Origin of the sequence: Streptomyces sp. MMG1533 (assembly GCF_001279775.1) — a bacterium.
Lineage (GTDB): Bacteria > Actinomycetota > Actinomycetes > Streptomycetales > Streptomycetaceae > Streptomyces.
This window is the reverse complement of the sequence record NZ_LGDG01000003.1, coordinates 25199-51123: the sequence shown is the minus strand read 5'-3', so window position 1 is coordinate 51123 and position 25925 is coordinate 25199. Positions and strand designations below refer to the sequence as shown.

Below are 25925 nucleotides of genomic sequence, written 5' to 3'. Positions count from 1 at the left end.
GCGTTACCTCCGCACGCTCACTGGGCGGCTGACAGGTCGTCAGACTACAGCTAATCTGACGGGTAGTCAGCTAGTGAGACTGGAGGCCCGCCATGCGCGGTGACTTGGAGTGGGGCAGCATTCCGGGGCTGGTCGGGTCGGCGGCCGAACGGTACGCGGACGTCGAGGCCGTGGTGGACGGCCGTACCCGGATCTCGTACGGCGAGCTGGGCGCCCGCGTGGAACGCGCGGCGGCGGCGTGCATCGCGAACGGGGTCTCGCCCGGCGACCGGGTCGGGATCTGGGCCCCGAACACCGTCGACTGGATCGTCTCCGCCCTGGGCGCGGTCTCGGCGGGCGCGGTGCTGGTGCCGTTGAACACACGCTTCAAGGGCACGGAAGCGGCGGACGTACTGCAACGCAGCGGCGCACGAATGCTGTTCGTGACCGGGACGTTCCTGGGGACCTCGTACGTGGCGTCGCTGCGGCGGGCGGCGGGAGAGGGGGCGGGTTCCGGCCCGCTGCCGGGGCTGCCGGCACTGGAACAGGTGGTCGTCCTGTCCGACGACGCACCGGCCGACTTCCGCACCTGGAAGGACTTCCTGGCGAGCGGGGACGCGGTGGGGGATGCGGAGGTACGGGCCCGGGCCTCGGCGATCCCCGGCTCGGCGCCCTCGGACATCGTCTACACCTCCGGGACGACGGGCCGGCCCAAGGGCGCGGTGATCAGCCACGCGCAGACACTGCGGGCGTACGAGGTGTGGAGCGACCTGGCCGGGCTCCGGCAGGGCGACCGCTATCTGATCGTGAACCCCTTCTTCCACACCTTCGGCTACAAGGCGGGCGTCGTGGCCTGCCTGATGCGGGGCGCGACGATGATCCCGCAACCGGTCTTCAACGTCGACACGGTGCTGGCCAACATCGCGGCGGAACGGGTGTCGGTGCTGCCGGGCCCGCCGACCCTGCACCAGTCGTTGCTGGACCACCCGGCCAGGGAGGCCCACGACCTCTCCGCCCTGCGGCTGGTGGTGACCGGTGCGGCGGTGGTGCCGCTACGGCTGGTCGAGCGCCTGCGCGGGGAACTGGGCGTGGACACGGTCCTGACGGCCTACGGCCTCTCCGAGGCGAGCGGCATCGTCACCATGTGCCGCCGCGGCGACGACCCGTCGGTGATCGCATCGACGTCGGGGCGGACGATACCGGGGGCGCAGGTGCGGGTCGTGGACGCCGACGGCCGGGCCGTGGGGCCCGGCGTCCCCGGCGAGGTCCTGGTCCGCGGCTTCAACGTCATGCGGGGCTACTACGAGGACGAGGCGGCGACGGCGGAAGTGGTGGGGCCGGACGGCTGGCTGCGGACGGGGGACGTGGGCGTGCTGGACGGGGCGGGCAACCTGCGCATCACGGACCGCCTGAAGGACATGTTCATCGTCGGCGGCTTCAACGCCTACCCGGCGGAGATAGAGCAGTTGCTGGGCCTGCACCCGGACGTGGCCGACGTTGCGGTGATCGGCGTACCGGATCCCCGACTGGGCGAGGTCGGCAAGGCGTACGTGGTCCGCCGACCGGGTTCCGTGACGACGGCCGACGACCTGATCGCCTGGGCGCGTCGGGAAATGGCGAACTACAAGGTGCCGAGGTCGGTGGAGTTCCTGGGCGAGCTGCCCCGGAACGCCGGGGGGAAGGTGGTCAAGGGGGAGTTGCGGGGGCGGTCGGGGCCGGCGGGCGAGGCCGGTCGGCGGTGGGGGAGCTGATGTGAACGCCTTTGCGGCGGGTGGCCGTTGGGCCGCTCGCCGCTCGGCAGGGTCGTGCTGCCGCGGGACCTTGCCGACGAGGCGACATGCACATGGGGCCGAGCTCGCGCTCGGCCCCGTCGTGCCGTCCACACCTCGGCCGCGGCGGCTCCCCCTCCGCGCCGCCGCGGCCGGTCCCCGTCTTCGAGGTGGTTCGGTCAGGCCGGTTCGTCCGTGGCGTGGATGTTGTCCGTGCCCGCCTCGGCGGTCTCGTCGTCCGCCTTGAGCGGCTTCGCGGTGGTGAGCGGCTCGCTCGTCGCGTGGATGTTCTCCGTGCCGACGGTCGTCTCGTCCTCGGTGCCCGTGGCGTGGATGTTGTCGGTGCTGTTGTCGTCGCTCATGATCACTGCCTCCCCTGACAGTTCGGGTGCCCTGAATCGATCACCTGTCCGGCGGCTCCCCCGAGGGCCGCCGGACAGGCGTTGTGACCGCTCACCGTAGTGCAACGGCCCAGGTCGCCCCGTCTGCCCCCCGACGCGACGGAACGACAAGACGAGAGTGCCGGGCGGCGATAAACGAACGATGAACGTGTGGCGCCTCACGCCACCGCGAGCGGATTGAGGAGGCTGCGGACCGCCTCGGCCTCGGGGGCACCCAGCGCCTCGAACACCTCCAAGGCGTCACGCCAGCAGACCTGGGCCCGGCCGAGGTGTCCGATGCCGCTCAGCGCGTGGCCGAGGACGACGAGCACGTTGGCCCGGCGCCAGTCACCGCCGATGCCGCGCAGCACGGTGAGGGCCGTCTCGGCGTTCGAGGCGGCCTGTGCCGGACGCCGGTCGGCGAGGTCGACCTCGGCCAGCCGGAACAGGGACATGCCCTCCCACAGCCGCTGGCGGCTGTCCCGGAACACCGTCAGGGCCTCTTGCAGCCGGGAGGCAGCTTCGGGCAGCGTGCCGTGCTGGGTGAGGGCGAGGCCGAGGGCGTAGCGGCCGTTGGCGCCCTTGAGCGCGTGCCCCATGGCGTCGTACATCTGCGTGCCCTGCCGCGCCAGGGACACCGCACTCTCGGTCCGGCCGGTGGCGAGGTGGATACGGGAGAGGTTGCACAGGGCGCTCGCCTCGCCGGGGCGGTCGTCGCAGGCGCGGAAGCCCTCGATCGCGTGGGCGAGATGGGCGGCGCCGTCGTCGTTGCGGTTCTGGTAGAGCGCGATCACACCGAGGATGTTGGACGACCAGCAGCTGGCCAGCGGATCGTGGGACGCGGCGGTCAGTTCGCGGGCTCGGGCGGCCTCCTCGTCGGCCAGGTCGAACCGGCCCGTGACGCTGTGCGCGTAGGCCAGGGTGATCAGGGCCCGCGCCTCCGCGCGCGGATCCTCGGCTTCCTGCGCCGCCTCGCGCAGTGCCGAGGCGACCCCTTCGTACGCCTTGGAGTTGGTGCCCGACTCGGCCAGGTCCACGGCGGCCCACAGCACGTCGACCGCTTGCCTGAGGAGGCCCGACCCCGCGGACTGGCGTACGCACGCCAGCAGCGACACCGCCTCCGCGTACAGCCAGTCCTGCGCCCGGTGCCGGTCCGCGAAGGCCAGCCCCGGGTACTCCGGCGTCGCCAGGTGATCCACCAGCCGGTCTCCTGGGCGCTCCAGCGCGTAGACCCCCGCCGCCGTCGCCAGGTAGAAGTCCAGCAACCGGGTCATCGCCGCCTCGCGCTCACTCGGCGGCCACTCGTCCCTCTCCGCACAAGCACGCGCGTAGAGCCGGACCAGGTCGTGGTACCGGTAGCGGCCGGGCGCCGCCGACTCCAGGAGTGACGTGTCCACCAAGGACTCCAACAAGTCCTCGGTCTCCTCCACCGGCAGGTCCAGCACCGCCGCGGCCGCCGCCAGCGAGATGTCCGGTCCGTCCGCCAACCCCAGCAGCCGGAACGCCCGGGCCTGCGCCGGCTCCAGTGCCCCGTACCCGAGTTCGAAGGTCGCCTTCACCGCCAAGTCGCCGGCCTGCAACTCGTCCAGGCGCCGCCGCTCGTCCGCCAGCTTCGCCGCCAGGACCGAGACGGTCCACGTCCGCCGAGCCGCCAACCGGGACGCGGCGATGCGGATCGCCAACGGCAGGAAGCCGCAGGCCGCCACCACGTCCAGGGCGGCCTCGCGCTCGGAGCGCACGCGTTCGTCGCCGACGATCCGTGTGAACAGCTGCAGGGCCTCGTCCGGGGACATCACGTCCAGGTCCACCAGGTGGGCTCCGGCCAGGTCCACCATGCGTACGCGGGAGGTGATCAGTGCCGCGCAGCCCTCCGTGCCGGGGAGCAGGGGGCGTACCTGCGCGGCGTCCCGGGCGTTGTCCAGCAGCACCAGCACCCGGCGGCCGTCCAGTACCGAGCGGTACAGCGCCGCCCGTTCCTCCAGGGAGTCGGGGATGGCGGAATCGGCGGTGCCCAGAGCCCGTAGGAAGGAGCCCAGTACCGTCTCCGGCTCCGCCGCCCTCGCGCCGGCCCCCTGGAGATCGACGTACAGCTGGCCGTCGGGGAAGGCGCTCCGCGCCTGGTGGGCCACGTGGACCGCGAGTGTCGTCTTGCCCACGCCGCCGATTCCGGCCAGGGCGGACACGGCCATGACCCGGCCCTCCGCCGACGCCAGTACGTCGCCGAGCTCCGACACGAACGCGGACCGGCCCGTGAAGTCGGGGACCGTGGCGGGGAGTTGGGCGGGGCGCACCGGCGTGGCGGACGGCTCGGCCTTCGGGGCCGACGGTTCCGCCAGGCCCGGGTCCGCCTGCAGGATGCGGTGCTGCAGCTCCTTCAACCCCGGACGGGGGTCGACGCCCAGCTCGTCGGCCAGCAGACGGCGCGTGTCGGCGTAGACCGCCAGGGCCTCCGCCTGGCGTCCGCTGCGGTACAGCGCGAGCATGAGGAGTTCGCGCAGGCGCTCGCGCAGCGGGTGTGCCGCCGTCAGGGCCGTCAGCTCCGAGACCGCCTCTGCGTGGCAGCCCTGCTCCAGGTCCATGTCCAGGCGGGACTCCAGCAGTTGGAGGCGCCACTCCTCCAACCGGACCCGTTGGGCCTCCGCGTACGGACCCGGCACCCCCGCCAGCGCCTCCCCGTCCCAGAGGGCCAGGGCCCGGCCCAGTGCGTCCCGGGCGTGGCACAGGTCTCCGGCCGAACGGGCCTTCTCCGCCTCCGCCGCCAGGTCCTGGACGACGGACAGGTCCAGGGCGCCGTCGCGCAGGCCGCGGATCGCGTAGCCGCCGGACTCGCTGACCAGGACGCCGGGGTCCAGCACCTTGCGGAGCCGGGAGGCGTACGTCCGCAGCGCCGCCAGTGCCTGCGAGGGCGGCTCCTCGCCCCACAGGGCGTCGATCAGCTCGGCGGCGGTGGCCGTACGGCCCTCGCGGAGCAGCAGGGCGGCCAGGAGAGCGCGTTGCTGGGGGGAACCGGTGCTCAGCGACTCCTCGCCGCGCCATGCCCGCACCGGCCCGAGCACACCGAAGCGCAGCGCCACGGCCACCGCTTCGGCCCCGGGCCCGCCGGATCCCGGCGCCAGGACGGTCTCTCCGACACCGACCCCGACCCCGACCCCGACCCCGACTCCGACCCCACCGGCCCTCGGCGCTACGGCAGACCCTTCGGCCCCGACCCCATCGCCCCCCGGCGCCGCGGCGGACGCTTCGGAACCGGCCCCGTCGGACCCCGGCGCCACGATCGCCTGCTCAGCTGCGCGCGCGCCCGTTCCCGGCACCACCGTCTCCTCCTCGGAGAACCCGGGACGCCGCCTCTGCTCCGGTACGCGCGGTACCTCCGGCACTCGCGGTACACCGTCCATCGCCGTCGTCCCCCTAGATGTCCTGAGCCACCCCGCCAGTTTGCCTTGTTCACGGCAGATGCGTCAGCTGTGGAGGGCGCGATCACAGGTAGGCGCGCGGGATATCACAAGGTCCTCACGCCCTCTTCGCACAGTTCCGCCCAGGAACCCTCACGACCGGGCCCCTCCGTCATAGCTGACGGGTCGTCAGATCGGCGCTACCGTGCCCCCATGGAGACCAACTCGGCGCTCTCGGCGCTCCCACTGATCATCTCCGTCGACGACCACACCGTTGAGCCGCCGACCGTCTGGCAGGACCGGCTCCCGAAGAAGTACCTCGACACCGGCCCCCGCACGGTCCGCGCCCCCCTCAAGGAAATGACCTTCCTCGGCGGCCGCTTCAAGCCCGTCATGGGCCGGCCCGGCGACGACGGACCGGTCGGCGACTGGTGGATCTACGAGGATCTGCACCGCCCCCTCACCCGCCTCGACACCGCGGTCGGCTACAGCAGGGACGAGATCAAGCTGGAGGTCATCACCTACGAACAGATGCGGCCGGGCTCGTACGACGTCCCCGCCCGCCTCGCCGACATGGACGTCAACCACGTCCAGTCCGCCGTCTGCTTCCCGACCTTCCCCCGCTTCTGCGGCCAGACCTTCACGGAGGCGAAGGACCACGAGCTCGGTCTCCTCTGCGTCCAGGCCTACAACGACTGGATGGTGGAGGAGTGGTGCGGACCGGAGGCGCACGGGCGCCTCATACCGCTCACCCTCATCCCCCTCTGGGACGCCGAACTGGCAGCCGCGGAAGTCCGCCGCAACGCCGCCCGCGGCGTCCGTGCCGTCGCCTTCTCCGAGATACCCCCGCATCTCGGGCTGCCGTCCGTCCACACCGACGACTGGGACCCCTTCCTCGCCGCCTGCGACGAGACCGGCACGGTCGTCGCCATGCACATCGGCTCCAGCAGCCGGATGCCGTCGACCTCGGCCGACGCCCCGCCCGCCGTCGGCTCCACCATCACCTTCGCCAACTGCTGTTTCTCGATGGTGGACTGGCTGATGAGCGGCAAGTTCGAGCGCTTCCCCGACCTCAAGGTCATGTACGCGGAGGGGCAGATCGGCTGGATCCCCTACATCCTGGAGCGCGCCGACGTCGTCTGGGAGGAGAACCGCGGCTGGGGCGGTGTCGCCGACAAGGTCCACCGGCCGCCGTCCGAACTGTTCGCCGAGCACGTCTACGGCTGCTTCTTCGACGACGCCTTCGGGCTGCGGAACCTGGATGCCATCGGGGTCGGCAACGTCCTCTACGAGACCGACTACCCCCACTCCGACTCCACCTGGCCGAAGTCGCGCGAGGTCGGCGAGGCACAGATGGGGCACCTGGACGCGGAGGTCGTGGAGCGGATCGTCCGGGGGAACGCCATCGAGCTGCTCGGGCTCACACCGGACGGGCTGTGGGGCGGCCCCAGGTGATCCGGTACGGCATCCAGCTCCCCGTCCAGTCCCAGAGCACCCTCTACGCCGAACCCTGGGAGGCGGTCGCCGGACCCGGCGACCTCCTCGCCATCGCCCGTACCGCCGACCGTGCCGGCTTCGACTACGTCGCCTGCTGCGACCACGTCGCCATCCCGCGCCGGCTCGCGTCCGCGATGAGCACGGTCTGGTACGACCCCGTGGCCACGCTCGCCTTCCTGGCCGCCGCCACCGAGCGCGTGCGGCTGCTCAGCCATGTCGCCGTCGTCGGACTGAGGCACCCGCTCCTCACCGCCAAGCAGTACGCCACCCTCGACCACCTCTCCGGCGGCCGGCTGATCCTCGGCGTCGGCGCCGGGCACGTACGCGAGGAGTTCGAGGCGCTGGGGGTGGATTTCGAGCGGCGGGGGGCCGTGCTCGACGAGGTCGTCGATGCGCTGCGGGTAGCCCTCGGAAGGGACGAATTCCCCGAGCATCACGGCAAGTTGTACGACTTCGAAGGGCTCGGTCAGCAGCCGCGGCCCGCACAGGACCGCGTCCCCCTCTGGGTCGGCGGCTCCTCGCCCGCCGCCGTGCGCCGGGCCGCGCTGAAGGGCGACGGCTGGTTGCCGCAGGGTGACCCGCGCGAGCGTCTGCCGGACCAGATCGCGCGGCTCGGGCGGCTGCGCGAGGAGGCGGGCCTCACCGGCCCGTTCACCGTCGGGGCGATCACCGAGCCGCTGTACGCCGGTGAGCCGGGGTGGGAGGTGGGGCGCCGGACCCTCACCGGCCGCCCGGAGGCCCTCGCCGAGTCGCTGCGGGCGTATCGGGCGATGGGCGTGCGCCAGATCCAGGTGCGGTTCCGCAGCCGGAGCCGTGCCGAACTCACCGATCAGATGGCGGTGTTCGGGGAGGAGGTTGCCCCGCTGCTCTGAGCGGGGCGGAGGATCGGTGCTCCGGGCGCGGCGGAGGATCGGCGGCGGGGCAGCCTGTCTGACAGCCTGACCCCATTTCTTGAATCCTTGAACATGTCCACGTCGAGTCACGTACGTAAGGGCGTACGGACGTGAAGCTCCGGCGGAAGGACACCTGACGTGCGATCCTCCCAGCGACTCTCCGTCGCCCTCGCCTGCGCCGAGGCCGAATGGCCGCACACCGACTGGCCGGCCCAGGACGACCCCTATGTGCGCCGGGTGGTGCACCTGCGCCGGTCGCTGGACGTACCGGAGGCCGTGGACGCCGTGGTCCTGCGCTGCGACGACCCGTCGAAGGCCCTGGCCGGCCTGCTCCGCGCGATGGGCGCCAGGACTCTGCCGACGGTCGTCGTCACTCCCCGCCGGGACACCGAGACGATCGTCGAGGTGTTCCGGCGCGGGGCGGGCTGTCTGGTCGAGGACGACTACTGCTCCCAGATGCTGTCCTCCGCGGTCATGGCCGCCACGGTCGGGCACACCTACCTCTCCCCGTCGGCGTGCGCCGCGCTGCGGGAAGGGGCCCAGCGGATGTCGCGGGCCGGGGGCGCGATGGAGAGGCTGCGGGCCAAGCTCTCCCCGCGCGAGCAGCAGATCATGGAACTGCTGTCGACCGGCCTGGGCGCCCAGGAGATCGGGCGGAAGTTACGGCTGAGCGAGAAGACCGTCCGCAACAACCTCAGCAACATCTACGCCAAGCTGGATGCCAGGGGAAGCACGGACGCGGTGCTGAGATGGTTGGGGGCCACGCCCGTGCTTCATGCCTGAGAACGTTCTCGCGATGCCGTATCCACGGCGCTGCGGATACGGAGGGGCGGCTACGGTGCCGGAATCTCCGACAACGGTATTTCGACGTCGGTGACGTTCTCGCCGCCCTCACCGAATCCGGGCTCGGTGCGGAGGCTCTTCGTGCTGTTGAGGATCCCGTCGGCCTCCGGTGTTCCGCACTTCACATTGCGCAGCCAAAGACGGCCGTCCGGGGTTCCGTTGCTGAGCAGTTGCGGATAGAAGGCGTGGATGGTGGTGGCTCCCTCGCTCGGGGAGAAGAACACCGTCTGGCCGTCCTGTGCCTCCTTGTAGGTGGCCTTGAGGAATCCGCTGACGTCGGTGCGCTTGTGGGACCACATGAAGAAGCCGATGTTGTCTGCCTGCACCGCGTCGCTTCGGGAGAACGTGAACGAGCTCGTGGTGTCGTCGCGCTTGATATTGATTTCCGACGTACTGAACTTCCCGCCGATCTCGAAGAACGAGTTGCCCAACTTCGTTTCGCCGTCCACGGTGAATCCGTCTTCCAGCTGAATGACCCTGGTCACCGCCGCGCTCACGCTGAAGGACTTCGTTGCCTCGGCCGTCGATCCACAGTTGTCGCTCACGGCGGAAACCCGCTCGTTGGGCCCGAAACTGTCCCGCTTGACCTGGACGTCGACGAATTGGCAGTTCTCCAGCTTGTCCGAGTCCGTGCGGCAGTCGGTGGCCGCCTCGTCGGGGGTGGCCGCACCCGCGCTGTTCATCAGCGGGACGGCCACCGCGAGGGCGGCGACCGGTGCCAGGACGAGGGTGATGCGCTTCTTCTTGCTCCGGTGGCTTCCGCCGCGGCCGGTGCCTGTCATGGTGAGTCTCCTGTACAGGGTGTGCTGGGTGGGGGGAAATGAGGCGTTCAGGGTGTGCGGAGCGCGTCTCAGCAGTCGGTCAGGACCGGTTTGGAGACGCCGTCGGCAACTCCGGGCGCGCCGGCGGCACCCGCCAGGACGACGGGGCCCTCGACGACGTCCTCCGCCTCGAAGATCTGCTCGGGTGTGGCGTTGGTGGTCGTGGTCGCCTCGCGGGCGTCGATCTTCACCCGCCAGACTCCGGTCATGCGCTGCAACTTCGGCGTGAACTCGACGTGGAGCACCTTGCCGACGGGGACTTGCCTTTCCTCCGAGTCGCTGGCGGTCGCCGACTTGATGGTCATGTCCAGCGTTCCCGTGTGCTTCACCCAGGAGCCGCTGAGGAATCCGAAGAGACCGCCTCCGCCGCCCTGCTGGGTCACGGAGTACTTGCCCTGGCCCTGCGCCACCGCCGTCGACCATTCGGTGGTGACCGTCGCGGGACCGGTGGCGTTCGGCTCACAGTTCGGGAAGTCGACCGTCACCTTTTCCGTGGGCCCGTTGAGGGCCTCGAACTTCGTCTCGACGAACTCGCAGGAGTCGGACAGGAAACTGTCACTGAAGCTGCTGTCCAATGACTGCTGCTCGCCGTTGATCACCCGGGACTGGTCGCACATCTGCATGATCTCTTCGGGTGTCTTGTCGTCGGCGGCGTTCGCCGAGGGCAGCAGCGCGATGATGGCCCCGCCGGTCGCGAGCGCGGCTCCGACGGCTATGAGCCGGACCTTCTTGTTCGTCCTGCTCCTCCTGGCCATGGTGAGCTCCCTCCTTGGGATTCATAGGGATTCCTTTAGGTTCCTTTGCCTTTCCGTTGAGGATTATTGGGGCCCCTCGGGCGGTCCCGACAGGGTCAAATATCCCTACTCTCCGGTCACTTGAGATTTGCTTTCGCGACGGCGGACTCCCGCATCTGACGATTCGTCAGATCTGGCGGTACGCTGCTGAGCTCCATCGATGTGAAGGGGGTTCCGCATGGGCAAGCTCGACGGACGCGTCGTCCTGATCACCGGCGCGGCGCGCGGGCAGGGGGAGCAGGAGGCCCGGCTCTTCAGGGAGGAAGGGGCCGAGGTCGTGGTCGCCGACGTCCTCGAAGACCAGGGCCGGGCCCTCGCCGAGGAGCTGGGCGCGCTGTACGTCCGCCTCGACGTCCGTGAGGAGGCCGACTGGCGCGGGGCCGTGGCCGCCGCCCGGGACACGTACGGCCGGGTCGACGGCCTCGTCAACAACGCCGGCGTCCTGCGCTTCAACACCCTCGTCGACACGCCCCTCGACGAGTTCATGGACGTCGTCCGGGTCAACCAGGTCGGCTGCTTCCTCGGCATCAAGAGTGTCGCGCCCGCGATGGCGGACGGGGGGACGGTGGTCAACACCGCTTCGTACACCGGGGTGACCGGGATGGCGGCGGTGGGCGCGTACGCGGCGACCAAGCACGCGATCGTCGGCCTCACCCGGGTCGCCGCCCTGGAGCTGGCCCCCCGCCGGATACGCGTCAACGCCGTGTGCCCGGGGGCCATCGACACCGCGATGTCCAACCCGGCCCGGATGGACCCGGAAGCGGACGTCGAGGAGATGTCGAAGGCCATCGACGGGCTGTACCGCAAACTCGTGCCGCTGGGCCGGATCGGGCGGCCGGAGGAGGTGGCCCGGCTCGCGCTCTTCCTCACCTCCGACGACTCCTCCTACATCACCGGACAGCCGTTCGTGATCGACGGGGGGTGGCTGGCGGGAGTCGCCGTCATCTGACTATTCGTCAGCTATTGACGGTGCATGGCTGCGGTGCCACAGTCGGCGAACAGCTGAATCTGACGGTACGTCAGAAACTCTGGACTGGGGATGGTGAACCTCCTTGGAATTCGGGCTCTTTGTACAGGGATACGTGGGCAAGCGCGCCGAGACCGACCCGCTGGCCGAGCACAAGGCGCTGATGGAGGAGACCGAGTACGTCATCCAGGCGGACAAGTCCGGGTTCAAGTACGCCTGGGCGTCCGAGCACCACTTCCTGGAGGAGTACTCGCACCTCTCCGCCAGCGACGTCTTCCTCGGCTACCTCGCACACGCCACCGAGCGGATCCACCTCGGCTCCGGGATCTTCAACCCGCTGGCCCAGGTCAACCATCCCGTGAAGGTCGCCGAGAAGGTCGCCATGCTCGACCATCTCACCGAGAACCGCTTCGAGTTCGGCAGCGGACGCGGAGCCGGCTCGCACGAGATCCTCGGCTTCCTTCCGGGCATCACCGACATGAACCACACGAAGGAGATCTGGGAAGAGACCATCGCCGAGTTCCCCAAGATGTGGCTCCAGGACGAGTACGTGGGCTTCCAGGGCAAGCACTGGCAGCTCCCGCCGAGGAAGGTGCTCCCGAAGCCGTACGGGAAGTCCCATCCGGCGATGTGGTACGCCGCCGGGTCGCCGCCCTCGTACGCCATGGCCGCCCGCAAGGGCCTCGGAGTGCTCGGCTTCAGCGTGCAGAAGGTCTCCGACATGGAGTGGGTCCTCGAGCAGTACAAGAGCGCGATCGTGGACGCCGAGCCGATCGGGGACTTCGTCAACGACAACGTGATGGTGACGACCACCGCGATCTGTGCGCCCACGCACGCCGAGGCGATCGAGATCGCGGTCAACGGCGGGCTGCACTATCTGCCGTCGCTGGTGTTCCGGTACCACGACACCTTCCCGCGGCCCGAGGGCTTTCCCGTGTGGCCGGAGACGTTGCCGGAGTACACCGCGGAGTTCGTCGAGGTCCTCATCGAGGAGGAGTTGTTGATCTGCGGGGATCCGGACGAGGTGTCCCGGCAGTGCAAGCGGTGGGAGCAGGCGGGGGCCGACCAGTTGAGCTTCGGGTTGCCGGTCGGGGTGCCGAAGGAGGAGACGTTGCAGACGATCCGGCTGATCGGGGAGCACGTGATTCCGAAGATCGACACGGATCCGGTGCATCGGACGTCGCGGTTCCGGGCTGCCTCTTGATCGCCGTCGCGGGGTGCGGGTCCGTTGTGGCTGGTCGCGCAGTTCCCCGCGCCCCTAGGCAGGTGCACCGGGCCGGAGTTCGAGGAGGCAGCCCCCATGCTTGATCACGTCATCAAGGGCGCGACCGTTGTGGACGGAACCGGCGCGCCCTCGTACACCGCCGACGTCGGCGTCCGCGACGGCCGTATCGCCGCCCTCGGTACTGTCACCGAGGAAGCCCGTACCGTCGAGGACGCCTCCGGGCTCGTTCTCGCGCCCGGGTTCGTCGACCCGCACACCCACTACGACGCCCAGCTCTTCTGGGATCCGTACGCCACCCCGTCCCTGAACCACGGGGTGACCACGGTCGCGGCCGGCAACTGCGGTTTCACCCTGGCACCGCTGAACCCGGCCCGTCCTCAGGACGCCGACTACACCCGCCGCATGATGTCCAAGGTCGAGGGCATGTCGCTGGTCGCGCTGGAGGAGGGGGCGCCCTGGAGCTGGCGGGGTTTCGGGGAGTACCTGGACGCGCTGGAGGGGCGGATCGCCGTCAACGCCGGCTTCATGGTGGGGCATTGCGCGCTGCGGCGGTACGTGATGGGGCCGGACGCGATCGGCGGACAGCCGAGCGAGGAGCAACTGGGCGAGATGCTCGCGCTCTTCCACGAGGCCATGGACGCCGGGGCCTGGGGCTTCTCCACCACCCAGTCGTCCACCCACTCCGACGGCGACGGCAAGCCGGTCGCCTCCCGGCACGCCCTGCCCGCCGAGCTGCTGGCGCTCTCCCGGGCCGTCGGTGAGCACGAGGGCACCCAGATCGAGGCGATCGTCGCGGGCTGTCTCGACCAGTTCAGCGACGCGGAGATCGACCTGCTCGTCGAGATGAGCGCGGCGGCCGGACGCCCCCTGAACTGGAACGTCCTCACGGTCGACGCGTCCGTCCCCGAGCGGGTGCCCAGGCAGCTCCTCGCGAGCGAGCAGGCCCGGAAGGCGGGCGGCCGGGTCGTCGCGCTCACCATGCCGATCCTCACGCCGATGAACATGTCCCTGGGCACCTTCTGCGCCCTGAACCTCATCCCGGGCTGGGGCCCGGTCCTCGCCCTCCCCGTCCCCGAGCGCATCGAGCGACTGCGCGACCCGTCCGTCCGGGCCGAGATGCTGGAGCGCGCCGGGTCCAAGGAGGCGGGCGTCTTCCGGCGGCTGACGAACTTCGGCCGATACGTCATCGGCGACACGTACAGCGAGGCGAACCGGGGTCTGAGCGGGCGGGTGGTGCAGGACATCGCGGCCGAGCGGGGCCAGGACCCCTTCCACTGCCTCGTCGAGATCTGCGCCGCCGACGAGCTGCGTACGGTCCTGTGGCCCATGCCCACCGACAACGACCCGGCGTCCTGGGCCCTGCGCGCCGAGACCTGGCAGCACGAGGACGTCCTGCTCGGCGGGTCGGACGCGGGCGCGCATCTGGACCGGATGTGCGGGGCGCCGTACACGACCCGCTTCATCGGGGACTGCCTGCGCGGGCGGAGGCTGGTCGGGCTGGAGCAGGCCGTGAAGATGCTGACGGACGATCCGGCGCAGCTCTTCGGGCTCCGTGAGCGCGGCCGGATACGGGAGGGCTTCCATGCGGACCTCGTCCTCTTCGACCCGGAACGGATCGACGCGGGCAAGGCCACCCTGGTGCACGACCTGCCGGGTGACAGCCCCCGGCTGGACTCCAAGGCCCTCGGGATACGGGCCGTGTGGGTCAACGGGGTCGAGGCGATCCGGGACGACGTGGTGAGCGGGGCGGTGCCCGGGAAGGTGCTGCGCTCGGGGCGGGACACCCGGACGGTGGCGACCAAGTGACCGAGGGACAGCGGCTGTTCGTCGGCGGTGTGTGGGTAGAGCCGGACGGCGGTCACTACGAGGTCGTCGACCCGGCGACCGAGGAGACCGTCGGCCGGGCGCCGGAGGCCTCGCGGGATCAGGTGCTCGCGGCCTGTGCCGCGGCCCGCGAGGCCTTCGGGCCGTGGTCGCGTACGACGCCGGAGGAACGGGCGGCGATTCTGGAGCGGGCCGCGGGGATCATCGGGGCCCGCCTGGAGTCGTATGCCGAGCTCGCCCGGGCGGAGACCGGGGCGACCACGGCGACGGCCCGGCGGATGCAGGTCGGGGTGGCGGCCGCCCGTTTCCGGCGGTACGCGCGCGTCGAGCCCGCCGAGTGGGCGATCCCGCCGCAGATCAACGAGGCCGGACCGATGGGGCGGGCGGCGGTGATGGGCGCGCTGGCCGTACGTCAGCCGGTCGGGGTCGTCACCTGCATCACCTCGTACAACAACCCCTGGGCGAACCCGGCGGGGAAGGTCGCCCCGGCGCTCGCGATGGGCAACACGGTCGTGGTGAAGCCGGCCCCGCAGGACCCCCTCTCCGTCTACCGGATGGCGGAGGCGCTGGAGGCGGCCGGGGTGCCGCGCGGAGTCGTGAACGTCGTCTCGGGCCGGTCGGCGGAGGTGGGGGAGGCGGCCGTCTCGTCCCCCGACGTCGACATGGTCAGCTTCACCGGCTCCACAACGGTCGGACAGCGCATCGCGTCCGTCTGCGGGCGGGACATGAAACGGCAGTTGATGGAGCTGGGCGGGAAGGGGGCGGCGGTCGTCTTCGACGACGCTGACGTCGGTTCGGCGGTGGCCGGGATCGGGACGACCTTCTCCTTCTACAGCGGGCAGATCTGCACGGCGCCGACGCGGGTGCTCGCGCAGCGCGGTGTGTACGACCGTCTCGTCGAGCAACTGGCTGCTTACGCGGGCCGGTTGAAGGTGGGAGACCCGCGGGAGCCGGACACGGTGGTCGGGCCGGTGATCTCGGCGGCCCACCGGGACCGGGTGGAGTCGTACGTCGAACTCGGCCGCAAGGAGGGCGCGGTGGTGGTGACGGGCGGCGAACGGCCGTCGGTGTCCGGCAAGGGGTTCTACGTGGCCCCCGCCCTCCTCGCGGACTGCACCAACGACATGCGTGTGGCCCGCGAGGAGATCTTCGGTCCGGTCGTGTCGGTCGTCCCCTTCGAGGAAGAGGAGGAGGGGGTGGAACTGGCCAACGACACCGAGTACGGGCTCATCGACTACGTCTGGTCGGCGGACGTCGCCCGCGCCTTCCGGGTGGCTCGGCAGTTGAGGGCCGGCGGGGTCGGCGTGAACACCGTGGGCCGCAACATGGAGGCGCCGTTCGGGGGGTTCAAGAAGAGCGGCGTGGGCCGCGACGTGGGCTCGTACGCCCTGCACGCGTACAGCGAGGTGCAGGCGATCGTGTGGCCGGGGTGAGCTCCTACCGGGTGCTCACGGGATCCTGACCTCGTACACGCCGTCGGCGACGTCCGCGGCCGTCGGCTTCACCGTCACGCCGCCGAGGGACTGCGACCAGCGACCCGTCTGCTCGATGTAGGTGCTGCACTTGCCGGTCTCCCAGGCGGAGACGCCGTATGTGGTGCCCGGGGTGATCTTGTAGTCGGTGGTGAACCTGATCCGGCCGTCGCCGCCGCTGGGATTGGAGGCGGTCAGGCAGGTGACGGTCTTTCCGTCGTCGATGCGGAGGCTGCCGAACCAGACGACGGAGGTGCCCTCGCCCCGGGCGGTCATGGGGACGTCGGCGGCGAGGACGGCGGTGGCGGCGGTGGCGGCGGCCGGTTCCGCGGTCGCGGCGGGGGCCGCCGCGAGGGTGGTGGCTCCGGCGACAGCGACGAGGGCGGACAAGGCGGTTGAGCGAGATCGCAGGGTTCGCATGGATCGCAGGGTTCGCATGGTTCCTCCAAATCTGAACAACTGGATGGAGCCAGTGTTACCCCCGGTACGCCTGGTGAAGATCCCGTTTTTCGGCCATCTTCGGGACCGAACCGAACTCCCTCGACCTGACCTCAGGTGCCCAGATCCACCCGCACCGTCAGCAGTCCCGTCCCCAGCAGCCGCACTCCCGCGCTGTTGAGGCGCGGCAGGCTGCGCAGGCGGGCGACCGGGTCGTCGTCGGGCAGGAGGTGGGCCGTCCCGTCGTGCCACCGCCCCCGGATCCGCACCCGTACCCGCGGATCGGCCTTGATGTTGCGGACGTACTGGGAACGCTCGCCGAACTCCGAGACCAGCCAGAAGGAGTCCCCGACGCGGCGTCCGCCCACCGGGGTCCGGCGGGGCAGGCCGGAGGTGCGGCCCGTGGTCTCCAGGACCGTCTGGAGAGGGAGGCGGCGCAGTACCGGATTGCCGACGCGGCGCTGGAAGGCCGTGGTGGCGCGGAACCTGAGATCGGCTGGGCGTGACATCGGCGCTGGGCCTCCTGTGGCGCAAGGGACGGCGGGATCGTTCTGACGGCTGCTTCAATGGTCCCCGACGCCGCGGGATTCGAGGACGGTGGCTGCGGATGAGGGTCGTGACCTGGAACCTGTGGTGGCGCTTCGGCCCCTGGGAAGCGCGGCAGAAGGCGATTCTCGAGGTGCTGCGGGACCTGCGCCCCGACGTCGTCGGCCTGCAGGAGGTGTGGGCCGCGGGCGGGGAGAACCAGGCCGAGTGGCTCGCCGAAGAGCTGGGTCTGCACTGGGCGTGGGCGCCGTCCCCGTCCCCCGAACGCTGGCGGCGCCGCATCGGGGACCCCACGGTCGACATCGGCAACGCGGTCCTGACCCGCTGGCCGGTGGTCGACCAGGAGGTACTGGAACTGCCCGCCCCGGCCGACCTCGCCGACGGCCGCACGGCCCTGTACGCCCGCCTGGCCACCCCCGCCTACGACATCCCGTTCTTCACCACTCACCTCACCTCGGCCCTGCACGCCTCGGCGGTGCGCTGCCGCCAGGTCACCGCGCTCGCGGAAATGGTCGCCCGGCACCGGGGCGGCACCCCGTTCCCGCCCGTCGTCACCGGGGACTTCAACGCCTGGCCGGACTCGGACGCGGTCCGCCGGTTCGGCGGCTACAAGACCGAGCCGGTCGTACCCGGCCAGGTCCTCTACGACGCCTGGGAGTACGCCGACCCGGCCGCCCCCGCCGCCACCTGGACCCCTGAGAACCCCTACGCGGCACGGGTGCTGGAGCCCGCCGTCCGCATCGACTACATCCACGTGGGCCCGCCCGGCCCGGTCGGCGAGGGCCACGTCCGGCATGTGCGGCGGGCGGGCGACGGGCCGGTGGACGGGGTGTGGGCTTCGGACCATGCGGCGGTGGTGGCCGACCTGGCGGCGGACGAGATCGGCGCCTGACCCGTCCCCGCGCCTGCGCGGGGACGAAGTGGGAGCCCTGTGTGCGGCGTGTGGTCCGCCGGTGTACGGGTCTCTGCGTCGTGTTAGCGTCTCGCGGTTGTGATCACGTGCAATACCCCGCCCGGCAGGCCGCGTTGACGGCACCGCCGGTGCGGGGACGGGGACCGGGGGAACGGGGTGGCGATGGGCGGGTTCGGGTGGCTTCCGGACATCATGACCGACCGCCGTAAGTGGTTGGCCGCGTTGAGTCAGAGCATGCCGAAGGCGAAGAGCAAGAACGAGCTGCTGGATCTGATCGACCAGGCGCTCGCGGTGGCCGCGCCGGAGGGCGATCCGGCGACGCTGGAGACGCTGGGCCGGACCTATCGCGATCAGCTCGATGAGGTCGGCGACCTGTACAAGCGCGTCGACAAGGTGGCACGCAAGGGACTGCCGGAGGTCTGGGTCGGCGATACGAGCGTGCTGGCCCAGGACGCGGTGGGCGCGGCGTCGCGTTCGGTGTCGGAGATGGCGGACGCGTTCCAGGGCGGCGCCAGGGCGCTGCTCGCGCTGTCCGACGCGGTCAAGGACGCTCAGCAGCAGGACGCCGCCGGCCGCAGGACGCTGAACGACGCCAGGGGCGGACTCGGCGGCCGGGACGGCTACTTGGACGGCCTGATCGAGACCGACGAGGAGAAGCAGGCTCTGGCGGCGGCCCGCTCCGTCGCCGCGGCCGGTGCCGATCTGATGCACAAGGCCGCCGTCGCCGCCCATGACGCCGCCGGTGTCGCCGCCCGGGACCTGAACAAGTGGGCCGCGGAGGCGCGTACGGGGAAGATGGACACCGACGAGCTGTCCGCGGTCGACAGGCTGATGCTGGCCGACGCCAGTGGCGTGAAGGGCGAGGCCGAGTACAACGAGATCCTCACCGCGAACGAACTGGAGCGTTCCGGCCGGGCCATGGAGAACCTCTCGCCCGCCGAACGCGCCCGCATGGAAAAGCTGATGGCCGACGCCTCGTCCCCGCAGGAGAAGGCGTACCTGATGAAGGCCCTCGCCGCGGGACACGGCGTCGGCGAGGTCGAGACCTTCGCCGGCAAGATCCACGGCAAGGACCCGGCGTGGCTGCAGGAGCACCTCTCGCCGATCACCACGCAGGGCGACAGCCTGGACGACCAGGGGACGAAGTACAACGGCTCCAACGTCAACACCGACCGCCAGGACTTCGACTCCCAGGGCTGGACCCAGGGCGGCGACGGCCAGGAGGGCACCTGCGTGGCCTCGTCCACCGTCACCGCGCGCGCCATGGTCGACCCCCTCTACGCCCTCGAACTCACCGGCGGACCCAGCGGACAGGAGGACGACCCCGACGCCTTCCGGCAGCGCCTGGTGGACGAACAGCACCGGGTGCACACCGAAGGCGACGGCGGCGCCAACTGGAACAGCATGGGCCTCGACGGCAAGACCGAAGTCCTCAACAAGGAGGTCAGCCCGGACACGGGCAGCGCCTACGAGCTCCAGGAGGTCCGCACCGCCGACGCCCGGCGCGACGCCCTGCCGGAGATCGAGAAGGCGGTGGCGGAGGGCAAGCCGGTACCCATCGGCGTCGAGGGACACGACGACAACGGCAAGCGGTCGGGCCACGCCATGATGATCATCGGCCAGGAGGGCGACATGCTCCAGATCTACAACCCCTGGGGCACCACCACCTGGGTCAGCGAGGACGACTTCGTCAACGGCGGCATGGCGAAGGCCAGCAACGACGGCCTGCCCAACGCCTACGCCGTCCACCTACCGCAGGACTGAACCGACCATGAACACACGCGCACTGCTCGTCGGCCCGGCCGCCCTGGCCGGTCTGCTCACCCTCACCCTCACCGGCTGCGGCGAGTCCGGCGGGCCCGACGCCCCCACCGCCACGGCCTCCGCCCCGACCGCCACGGCCTCCGCCTCCGCCGGCGAGTCCGGCGCCCCCGCCACCGAGTACGGCCCGCAGGACCGGGCCATCACGGTGGCGGCGGGGGAGAGGTTCTCCCTCACCCTCCCGGCCAGCCCGAACCTGGGCCAGGACTGGTACCTCACCGAACCCGAGCCGGACGCGGACGTGTTGAAGTACCGCGGCAAGCGGGAGGACTACGAGGACAGCGAACTCGATGGCGCCTCCGGCGGCACGCAGTCCTTCGACTTCACCGCGCTCGGCAAGGGCACGGCCACGGTCCGGCTGCTGTGGTGCCCGATGAACACCTGCGGCGGCCCCACCGACACGGCGAGCCCGTACGCCGGCGACAGCGGTTCGGCGTCCGCGTCCGCCTCCCCGTTCCCCACCGCCACCGGAACACCGGGCCCCGAGGCCGCCTTCCACGTCTTCGAGGTCACGGTCCGATGAGGTGCCGTGGCCGGGTGGCTCGCGCGGCGCGGGGATGCTGTGGGAGCCGTGTGCGCGGCGTGTGATTCCCCGGCGTGTGCATCTCCGTGCCGTGTTAACGTCCCGCGGGCATGATCATGTTCAATGCCCCGCACGGGAAGCCGGGTTGACGGATTCGGTACCGCGGGGACGGAAAACGGGGGAACGGGGCCGGCGATGTCAGGATTCTTGCGGCGGATCAACGAGTCCGCGAGCGAGCGTGCCGAGCGGCTGGCGGGGCTGAGCGACCGCATGCTGAAGGCCGGGAGCAAGAACGATCTGCTGGACCTGATCGACCTGGCGTTCGCGGAGCCCCCGCCGGAGGGTGATCCGGGGATGCTGGAATCGCTGGGTATGCGGTACCGCGACCAGCTCGACGAGGCGATGGCCCTGCACGAGCGGGTGAACAGGGTGGCCCGCAAAGGGCTGCCGGAGGTCTGGGTCGGCGACACGAGTGTCCTCGCCTCGGACGCGGTGAGTGCCGCGGCGCGGGCCGTGTCGGACATGGCGGAGGCGTTCGAGGGCGGTTCCAGGGCGCTGATCGTCCTGGCCGACGCGATCACCGAGGCCCAGAGCCAGGACAGCGAGGGCCGGGGAAAGCTGAAGCAGGCGCTGTCGGAGATGGGCAGCGACCGCGAGGGCTTCTTCGACGAACTGCGCGAGAACGACGAGGAGCAGTGGGACCGGCTGAACGCCGCCCACGACGCCTCCTACGGCGTCGGTCTGATGCGCAAGGCCGTTCTCGCCGCCGGCGAGGCCTGCCGCGTCGCGGCCCGGGACCTGAACAAGTGGGCCACCGAGGCCCGTGCCGGGAAGATGGACACCGACGAGCTGTCCCCGGTCGACCGGCTCATGCTCGCCGACACCAGCAATGTGAAGGGCGAGGCCGAGTACAACGAGATCCTCTCCGCGGCCGAGCTGGAGCGTTCGGGCCGGGCCATGGAGAACCTCCCGCCGGCCGACCGGGCCCGGATGGAACTCCTCATGGCGAACACCTCCTCCCCGCAGGAGAAGGCGTATCTCATGAAGGCCCTCGCCGCGGGCCGCAGCGTCGACGAGATCGACGAGTTCGCCTTCAAGATCCAGGGCAAGGACCCGGCGTGGCTGCAACGGCACCTGTCGCCGATCACCACCAAGGGCGACAGCCTGAACGACGAGGGGACGAACCCCGACGGGTCCAACGTCAACATCGACGACCAGACGTTCGACGGCCAGAAATGGGTCCAGGGCGGCGACGGCTCGGAGGGCACCTGTGTGGCCTCGTCCACCGTCACCGCGCGCGCCATGGTCGACCCCCTCTACGCCCTCGAACTCACCGGCGGACCCAGCGGACAGGAGGACGACCCCGGCGCCTTCCGGCAGCGCCTGGTGGAGGAACAGCATCGGCTGCACACCGAAGGCGACGGCGGCGCCAACTGGGGCGGCATGGGCCCCGAGGGGCAGGAACGCATCGCCGACGACGCCATCGGCGGCGCCACCGGCGACGACTACCAGCGCCGCGACATGAACAGCGCCGACGAACGCAGGCAGGTCCTGACCGATGTCGAGAAGGCGGTCTCGGAGGGGAAGCCGGTCCCGGTCGACGTCAGGAGCGACGACGGCGCCCACGCGATGACCATCATCGGCCAGGAGGGCGACATGCTGCAGATCTACAACCCCTGGGGCACCACCACCTGGGTCAGCGAGGACGACTTCATCAACGGCAACATGGGCAAGGCGTCGAACGGCGAACTCGACGACGCCTACAGCGTCTACGTGCCGCAGTAGAGCGGTCGTCGACGACGGCCTTGAGGATGGTGTGGGAGGCGAGTGCGGGGCGTGTGATGCGCGGACAGCCGCGCCACCGTCGCGTGTTAGCCTCCCGCCGACGTGATCAACGGGGGATACGGGGGAATGACGATGACCGCTGCACAGGACTCCACGTCGGCACGGGACTTCTCCGTGCAGAAGAGTGGGCTCACCGGCCAGGCGAAAGAGCTGAACGGCGCGGGCGACGACGCGGGGAAGATCCGCACCGCGATCGACTCCAGGGCCTGCTACGCGACGGACGCGCTGGGCGGCGCCGTCTCCGCGGAGGCGATCAACTCCTACATCGCGGCCTGGACGGCGGAGGCCCGCACGATCGAGGACGCGCTGCACGAGCTCGCCGACAAGCTGCACCTCGCCAAGGGGGCGTACTCCGGCAGCGACAGCCTCGTCGAGACCCGGGTCAGCAGCGTGGACGTGGCCGACAGCGAGATGACCACGATGCCGACCTTCGGCGAGCGGCCCTCGGTGCTGTCCCAGTACTGAGGGGCAAGGAAGCGAACAGTGAACCCGACGATGCGTACGGCGTCCACCTCCCGGAGCAGGGCGGTGGTCACCGCGGTCGCGCTCCTCGCGCTCGTCACGGGCTGCGCAGCGGGCACCGACGAGTCCGCCAAGTCCACCGAGCCCAGCAGCCACCCCACCCAGGACCGCAGCATCTCCGCCGCGGTCGGCGAGCGTTTCACGCTCACCGTCGAGGAGAACGCCTCCACCCGCGAGCACTGGTACCTGGGCGACCCCGAGCCCGACACCTCGGTGGTCCGCGGCCAGGGCGAGAAGAGCGGGTCGGACTCCGGCGACGAGCCGGTGCCGGGCGCGGGCAGCGACCTCACCTTCACCTTCGAGGCCACCGGCAAGGGCAGCACCGAGATCGTGCTGATGCACTGCACGTTCAAGACCACCTGCGAGGGTGACGACAGCAGTGCGGCCTCCCCGGAGCCTGCCGCGTCGCCGTCCGCGTCCGCCACCCCGTCCGAGCCCGAGCGGGTCACCTACACCGTCACCGTCAGCTGAGCCGAGGCCCGCGATGAACACGACCTCCGACCACCCGTCCTACACCGACGACGAACTGGCCGAGTTCGACGTCAACGTGCTCCTGCGCTACGGCCTCACCGCCGCGCCCGGCCATCGCCGCACCGCCCTCTTCGGCGACGGCGCCGCGGCCGCCGCCGTGATCCTCGACCGCCTCGGCACCCAGCCGCGCTCGGTGGCCTTCCTCGCCGAGGTGGTCCGGGCCGGGGGCGTGGCGTACGCCGCGGAGCTGCCCGAGCCGTTGCCGCGCCCCGAGGCGGCAGCGGTCGTGCGCGACTGGCTGGAGGCCGCCACGCAGCTTGCGGGCGGTGCCCCCGCCGACGAGGCGGCGGCCCGCTGGCTGGGCGCCGTCGCGACGATCATCGAGCTGAAGTACCTGACGAGGGCGCGCGCCGCGGGGAACTGACGTCGGCCTACGAGCGCCCCAGGAAGATCGGGTTCGTGAACGCCGCCAACGCCCCCGGCAGCGGCCCCGCCGCCGCTTCGTGCCGCAGCTCCGCCCGGACGTACGCCGCGTAGGCGGGGGTCGTACGCCACTCGACGACCCCCGAACCGGTCACCGGCAGCGGTGCGCCGGTGAACAGGACGCCCTGGTCGGTGACGAGGCGGGCCGTGCAGCGTGGGGCGCCGGTCACCTCCAGGCGGACGGTGACGGGGGTGTCGCGGTCGACCTCCAACCGCTCGCCGATGCCCGCGTGTGCGCCGCGGCCGCCCGATGCCGTGAAGGCGAGGGACACGTTCTTCGACTCGGCGACGTACGAACGCCCCGCCCGGATGCCCTCCTGGATCGCCTCGCGGGTCAGGTCGTCGGCCAGGACCACCGTCTGCGGCAGGCCGATCACGTCCGGATCGCGGTGGGCGTCGCTGTTGCCCATCGCCGGGATCCAGTCCCGGCCGCCGCCCCGCACGGACGCCACCAGCATGCCGTCCCAGTCGGCCAGGCCGACCTCGTCGTCGGGCGTGTACGGCCCGTTCCACACCTCGACCGCGTCCGCCTCGCCGAAGCCGAACTTCCAGTTGCAGCCGATGCAGGTGGCGTGCGGATGGGCCGGGACGACCAGGCCGCCGGCGCGGCGGATCTGCCGTGCGAAGCGGCCGAAGCGGTTGTCGCGGGCCCGGTAGCGCCAGTCGACGAACGTGCCGGGTTCCGTGCCGAGGGCCACCACGTGGCCGTTCCTCGTCGTGACCTCCTCGCCCAGCATGATCAGCAGGTCGTCGCCCGCCTCGGGCGCCCAATGGGCGTGTGCCGCGTGCGTGTTGTGTTCCGAGGAGTTGATGAAGTCCAGGCCCGCCGCCCGCGCCAGCGCGGCGATCTCCGCGGGGGTGCGGCGGCCGTCGGAGTACCAGGAGTGCAGATGGCAGTCCCCGCGGTACCAGTCGCGACCCCGGCCCTTCGCCCGCGAGGGCGGGTAGGCCGGCCGGACGGCCGCTCCCGCTGCGCCGTAGGTCAGCGTGATCGTGATCTCGTACGACAGTCCCTGCGGGGACACCGTGTACGGCCCGAGTGCGATGTGCCAGGTGCCCTCCCGCACCGGGCCCGGCAGGTAGCCCGGCGTCGCGTCGTCGGCGCGGAGGAAGAACTCGGTCCGTGCCCCGCCGGACCAGCCCCGGAAGCCCTTCCCGCCCAGCTCGGTGCCGCGCTCGTCGAAGATGCCGATGTCGAGGGCGTTGCCCGCGGTGCCGGCCGGGACGGACGGGCGGTCGTAGCCGTACGCGACCCTGATCTCCCGTACGCCGGCGGGGACTTCGACCGGTACGTACACGAAGTCGGGGGAGCCGGTGGGCAGGGTGCCGCGGACCGTCCTCGTCTCCTGGTCCCCGTCGGCCGCCCCGGCCGCTGAAGCGAAGCTCACGCTTCCCAACGTAAGCGCGGCGGCGGCTCCCGTCACGAACAGTGCGCGTCTTCCGATGCTGTGGTCGACGTTGTTGTCGTTGGCGTCACACATGCCTCAACCGTGCCGGACGCGTGTGAACTGCCGTGGAAAGACAGCGGAATTGGCGCCCCTCGACATAACGGCCGAAAAGATGCCGACCAGTCGGTATGGACAGATGGGTGCGGAGCCGGTACAGATGAGCCATGCGTATCTCCGTGACGGTCTTTCTCACCGACGAGACGATCACCCCGACCCGGCTCGCCCGTGAGCTGGAGCAGCGCGGGTTCGCCGGGCTGTACCTGCCCGAGCACACGCACATCCCCGTCGAGCGGACCTCCCCGTACCCGGCGGGCGGTGACCTGCCGCCCGAGTACGGCCGCACCCTCGACCCCTTCGTCGCGCTCGGCCAGGCCGCGGCCGTGACCGAGCGGCTCGGCCTCGGCACCGGCATCACGCTGGTCGCCCAGCACGACCCGGTCGACCTCGCCAAGCAGATCGCGACCGTCGACCACCTCTCCGGCGGCCGGTTCACCCTCGGCCTCGGCTTCGGCTGGAACGTCGAGGAGGCCGCCGACCACGGCGTCGAGTGGCGCACCCGGCGCGAACTGGTCCGGGACCGGATGGCGCTGATGCGGGCGCTGTGGAGCGAGGAGCCGAGGGCGTACGAGGGGGAGTTCGGGAGCGTCCGGGCGAGCTTCGCGTATCCCAAACCCGTACAGAAGCCGCGCGGTCCGGTGATCGGTCCGCGCACGCTGGTCGGCGGGGCGGCCGGGCCGAAACTGTTCGCGCACATCTGCGAGTACGCCGACGGGTGGCTGCCGATCGGCGGCCGCGGCCTGTCGGAGTCACTGCCCGTGCTGCGCGCCGCCTGGGCGGAGGCGGGCCGCGACCCGGCGGCCCTCCAGGTCGTCCCGTACGCCGTCCACCCCTCGCCGGGCAAGCTCGCGCACTACGCCGAGCTGGGCATCGAGGAGGTCGTGGTGCAGCTGCCGCCGGCGGGAGAGGCGGAGGTGCTCAGGGTGCTGGACGACTGTGCCCGTTATCTCCCCTCCGCCAGTGACACCGTGTAACGCCCGGCGGGCGGGGGCGAATCTGGCG

The 25925-nt window shown here is 71.1% G+C and carries 23 protein-coding genes; 16 read left to right on the top strand and 7 right to left on the bottom strand.

Annotated elements, in window-relative coordinates:
• Nucleotides 1-92: 92 nt before the first annotated feature.
• The gene (locus tag ADK57_RS01940; RefSeq protein WP_053747547.1) at nucleotides 93-1730 is read left to right on the top strand and encodes a FadD3 family acyl-CoA ligase; all 1638 of its coding nucleotides are present in this window, start codon (nucleotides 93-95) and stop codon (nucleotides 1728-1730) included.
• Between the two features lie 197 nt (nucleotides 1731-1927).
• Here ADK57_RS01940 and ADK57_RS01935 read toward each other — a convergent pair whose 3' ends face one another.
• Both ADK57_RS01935 and ADK57_RS01930 read right to left on the bottom strand, forming a co-directional pair.
• A complete protein-coding gene (locus ADK57_RS01935) occupies nucleotides 1928-2110 on the bottom strand; it encodes a hypothetical protein (RefSeq protein ID WP_053747644.1) in 183 nt (60 codons plus the stop codon).
• A gap of 197 nt (nucleotides 2111-2307) precedes the next feature.
• Complete coding sequence (locus tag ADK57_RS01930; RefSeq protein ID WP_420711832.1) at nucleotides 2308-5208, bottom strand: BTAD domain-containing putative transcriptional regulator; 2901 nt, start codon at nucleotides 5206-5208, stop codon at nucleotides 2308-2310.
• A gap of 525 nt (nucleotides 5209-5733) precedes the next feature.
• Between ADK57_RS01930 and ADK57_RS01925 the strand changes: the two genes are divergently transcribed.
• The 3 genes from ADK57_RS01925 to ADK57_RS01915 all read left to right on the top strand — a co-directional run bounded on the left by ADK57_RS01925 (nucleotide 5734) and on the right by ADK57_RS01915 (nucleotide 8693).
• Nucleotides 5734-6975: an amidohydrolase family protein gene (locus ADK57_RS01925; protein ID WP_053747546.1), complete on the top strand. Its 1242-nt coding sequence runs from the start codon at nucleotides 5734-5736 to the stop codon at nucleotides 6973-6975.
• The gene (locus tag ADK57_RS01920; protein WP_053747545.1) at nucleotides 6957-7889 is read left to right on the top strand and encodes a TIGR03619 family F420-dependent LLM class oxidoreductase; all 933 of its coding nucleotides are present in this window, start codon (nucleotides 6957-6959) and stop codon (nucleotides 7887-7889) included. Before ADK57_RS01925 ends, ADK57_RS01920 begins: the two co-directional genes overlap by 19 nt.
• A gap of 159 nt (nucleotides 7890-8048) precedes the next feature.
• On the top strand, nucleotides 8049-8693 hold the full coding sequence (locus tag ADK57_RS01915; RefSeq protein WP_053747544.1) for a response regulator transcription factor: 645 nt from the start codon (nucleotides 8049-8051) through the stop codon (nucleotides 8691-8693).
• A 50-nt stretch (nucleotides 8694-8743) separates the two neighbouring features.
• On the opposite strand, the gene ADK57_RS01910 is transcribed toward ADK57_RS01915, so the two are convergent.
• Nucleotides 8744-9535 (bottom strand): hypothetical protein, encoded by a 792-nt coding sequence (locus ADK57_RS01910; protein WP_053747543.1) that lies wholly within the window; start codon nucleotides 9533-9535, stop codon nucleotides 8744-8746.
• A gap of 68 nt (nucleotides 9536-9603) precedes the next feature.
• A complete protein-coding gene (locus ADK57_RS01905) occupies nucleotides 9604-10329 on the bottom strand; it encodes a hypothetical protein (RefSeq protein ID WP_199830456.1) in 726 nt (241 codons plus the stop codon).
• Nucleotides 10330-10546: 217 nt separating this feature from the next.
• On the opposite strand from ADK57_RS01905, the gene ADK57_RS01900 reads away from it, so the two are divergent.
• From ADK57_RS01900 to ADK57_RS01885, 4 genes are all read left to right on the top strand, one after another.
• Nucleotides 10547-11317 (top strand): SDR family NAD(P)-dependent oxidoreductase, encoded by a 771-nt coding sequence (locus ADK57_RS01900; RefSeq protein WP_053747542.1) that lies wholly within the window; start codon nucleotides 10547-10549, stop codon nucleotides 11315-11317.
• A gap of 103 nt (nucleotides 11318-11420) precedes the next feature.
• On the top strand, nucleotides 11421-12539 hold the full coding sequence (locus ADK57_RS01895; protein ID WP_078972894.1) for an LLM class flavin-dependent oxidoreductase: 1119 nt from the start codon (nucleotides 11421-11423) through the stop codon (nucleotides 12537-12539).
• A 96-nt stretch (nucleotides 12540-12635) separates the two neighbouring features.
• The gene (locus tag ADK57_RS01890; RefSeq protein WP_053747540.1) at nucleotides 12636-14366 is read left to right on the top strand and encodes an N-acyl-D-amino-acid deacylase family protein; all 1731 of its coding nucleotides are present in this window, start codon (nucleotides 12636-12638) and stop codon (nucleotides 14364-14366) included.
• The gene (locus ADK57_RS01885) at nucleotides 14363-15817 is read left to right on the top strand and encodes an aldehyde dehydrogenase family protein (RefSeq protein WP_234389917.1); all 1455 of its coding nucleotides are present in this window, start codon (nucleotides 14363-14365) and stop codon (nucleotides 15815-15817) included. Before ADK57_RS01890 ends, ADK57_RS01885 begins: the two co-directional genes overlap by 4 nt.
• Nucleotides 15818-15832: 15 nt before the next feature.
• On the opposite strand, the gene ADK57_RS01880 is transcribed toward ADK57_RS01885, so the two are convergent.
• The gene (locus ADK57_RS01880; RefSeq protein ID WP_159049992.1) at nucleotides 15833-16276 is read right to left on the bottom strand and encodes a hypothetical protein; all 444 of its coding nucleotides are present in this window, start codon (nucleotides 16274-16276) and stop codon (nucleotides 15833-15835) included.
• A 131-nt stretch (nucleotides 16277-16407) separates the two neighbouring features.
• On the bottom strand, nucleotides 16408-16803 hold the full coding sequence (locus ADK57_RS01875; protein ID WP_053747538.1) for a nitroreductase family deazaflavin-dependent oxidoreductase: 396 nt from the start codon (nucleotides 16801-16803) through the stop codon (nucleotides 16408-16410).
• Between the two features lie 98 nt (nucleotides 16804-16901).
• Here ADK57_RS01875 and ADK57_RS01870 point away from each other — a divergent pair, with 98 nt between their 5' ends.
• The 7 genes from ADK57_RS01870 to ADK57_RS01840 all read left to right on the top strand — a co-directional run bounded on the left by ADK57_RS01870 (nucleotide 16902) and on the right by ADK57_RS01840 (nucleotide 23359).
• Nucleotides 16902-17732, top strand: coding sequence for an endonuclease/exonuclease/phosphatase family protein (locus ADK57_RS01870; protein ID WP_053747537.1), 831 nt, complete (start codon nucleotides 16902-16904; stop codon nucleotides 17730-17732).
• Nucleotides 17733-17987: 255 nt separating this feature from the next.
• On the top strand, nucleotides 17988-19517 hold the full coding sequence (locus ADK57_RS01865) for a peptidoglycan-binding protein (protein WP_234389915.1): 1530 nt from the start codon (nucleotides 17988-17990) through the stop codon (nucleotides 19515-19517).
• Nucleotides 19518-19524: 7 nt separating this feature from the next.
• On the top strand, nucleotides 19525-20097 hold the full coding sequence (locus ADK57_RS01860) for a protease inhibitor I42 family protein (RefSeq protein WP_053747535.1): 573 nt from the start codon (nucleotides 19525-19527) through the stop codon (nucleotides 20095-20097).
• A 195-nt stretch (nucleotides 20098-20292) separates the two neighbouring features.
• Nucleotides 20293-21882 carry a peptidoglycan-binding protein gene (locus ADK57_RS01855; RefSeq protein ID WP_053747534.1) on the top strand — a complete coding sequence of 530 codons (1590 nt, stop codon included), beginning with the start codon at nucleotides 20293-20295 and terminating at the stop codon, nucleotides 21880-21882.
• 132 nt (nucleotides 21883-22014) lie between these two features.
• A complete protein-coding gene (locus ADK57_RS01850; RefSeq protein ID WP_053747533.1) occupies nucleotides 22015-22407 on the top strand; it encodes a hypothetical protein in 393 nt (130 codons plus the stop codon).
• A gap of 18 nt (nucleotides 22408-22425) precedes the next feature.
• A complete protein-coding gene (locus ADK57_RS01845) occupies nucleotides 22426-22935 on the top strand; it encodes a protease inhibitor I42 family protein (RefSeq protein WP_234389914.1) in 510 nt (169 codons plus the stop codon).
• 13 nt (nucleotides 22936-22948) lie between these two features.
• A complete protein-coding gene (locus tag ADK57_RS01840) occupies nucleotides 22949-23359 on the top strand; it encodes a hypothetical protein (protein ID WP_053747532.1) in 411 nt (136 codons plus the stop codon).
• 7 nt (nucleotides 23360-23366) lie between these two features.
• Here the strand turns inward: ADK57_RS01840 and ADK57_RS01835 are convergent, their stop codons facing one another.
• Nucleotides 23367-24899: a CehA/McbA family metallohydrolase gene (locus ADK57_RS01835; RefSeq protein WP_053747531.1), complete on the bottom strand. Its 1533-nt coding sequence runs from the start codon at nucleotides 24897-24899 to the stop codon at nucleotides 23367-23369.
• Nucleotides 24900-25030: 131 nt separating this feature from the next.
• Here ADK57_RS01835 and ADK57_RS01830 point away from each other — a divergent pair, with 131 nt between their 5' ends.
• Nucleotides 25031-25897 carry an LLM class F420-dependent oxidoreductase gene (locus tag ADK57_RS01830; protein WP_053747530.1) on the top strand — a complete coding sequence of 289 codons (867 nt, stop codon included), beginning with the start codon at nucleotides 25031-25033 and terminating at the stop codon, nucleotides 25895-25897.
• Nucleotides 25898-25925 lie beyond the last annotated feature (28 nt).

Coding starts and splice junctions, on each gene's coding strand:
- ADK57_RS01940 (WP_053747547.1), top strand. CDS start 93: ATGCGCGGTGACTTGGAGTGGGGCAGCATTCCGGGGCTGGTCGGGTCG.
- ADK57_RS01935 (WP_053747644.1), bottom strand. CDS start 2,110: ATGAGCGACGACAACAGCACCGACAACATCCACGCCACGGGCACCGAG.
- ADK57_RS01925 (WP_053747546.1), top strand. CDS start 5,734: ATGGAGACCAACTCGGCGCTCTCGGCGCTCCCACTGATCATCTCCGTC.
- ADK57_RS01910 (WP_053747543.1), bottom strand. CDS start 9,535: ATGACAGGCACCGGCCGCGGCGGAAGCCACCGGAGCAAGAAGAAGCGC.
- ADK57_RS01905 (WP_199830456.1), bottom strand. CDS start 10,329: ATGGCCAGGAGGAGCAGGACGAACAAGAAGGTCCGGCTCATAGCCGTC.
- ADK57_RS01900 (WP_053747542.1), top strand. CDS start 10,547: ATGGGCAAGCTCGACGGACGCGTCGTCCTGATCACCGGCGCGGCGCGC.
- ADK57_RS01890 (WP_053747540.1), top strand. CDS start 12,636: ATGCTTGATCACGTCATCAAGGGCGCGACCGTTGTGGACGGAACCGGC.
- ADK57_RS01880 (WP_159049992.1), bottom strand. CDS start 16,276: ATGCGAACCCTGCGATCTCGCTCAACCGCCTTGTCCGCCCTCGTCGCT.
- ADK57_RS01875 (WP_053747538.1), bottom strand. CDS start 16,803: ATGTCACGCCCAGCCGATCTCAGGTTCCGCGCCACCACGGCCTTCCAG.
- ADK57_RS01870 (WP_053747537.1), top strand. CDS start 16,902: ATGAGGGTCGTGACCTGGAACCTGTGGTGGCGCTTCGGCCCCTGGGAA.
- ADK57_RS01865 (WP_234389915.1), top strand. CDS start 17,988: ATGCCGAAGGCGAAGAGCAAGAACGAGCTGCTGGATCTGATCGACCAG.
- ADK57_RS01860 (WP_053747535.1), top strand. CDS start 19,525: ATGAACACACGCGCACTGCTCGTCGGCCCGGCCGCCCTGGCCGGTCTG.
- ADK57_RS01855 (WP_053747534.1), top strand. CDS start 20,293: ATGTCAGGATTCTTGCGGCGGATCAACGAGTCCGCGAGCGAGCGTGCC.
- ADK57_RS01850 (WP_053747533.1), top strand. CDS start 22,015: ATGACCGCTGCACAGGACTCCACGTCGGCACGGGACTTCTCCGTGCAG.
- ADK57_RS01840 (WP_053747532.1), top strand. CDS start 22,949: ATGAACACGACCTCCGACCACCCGTCCTACACCGACGACGAACTGGCC.
- ADK57_RS01835 (WP_053747531.1), bottom strand. CDS start 24,899: ATGTGTGACGCCAACGACAACAACGTCGACCACAGCATCGGAAGACGC.
- ADK57_RS01830 (WP_053747530.1), top strand. CDS start 25,031: ATGCGTATCTCCGTGACGGTCTTTCTCACCGACGAGACGATCACCCCG.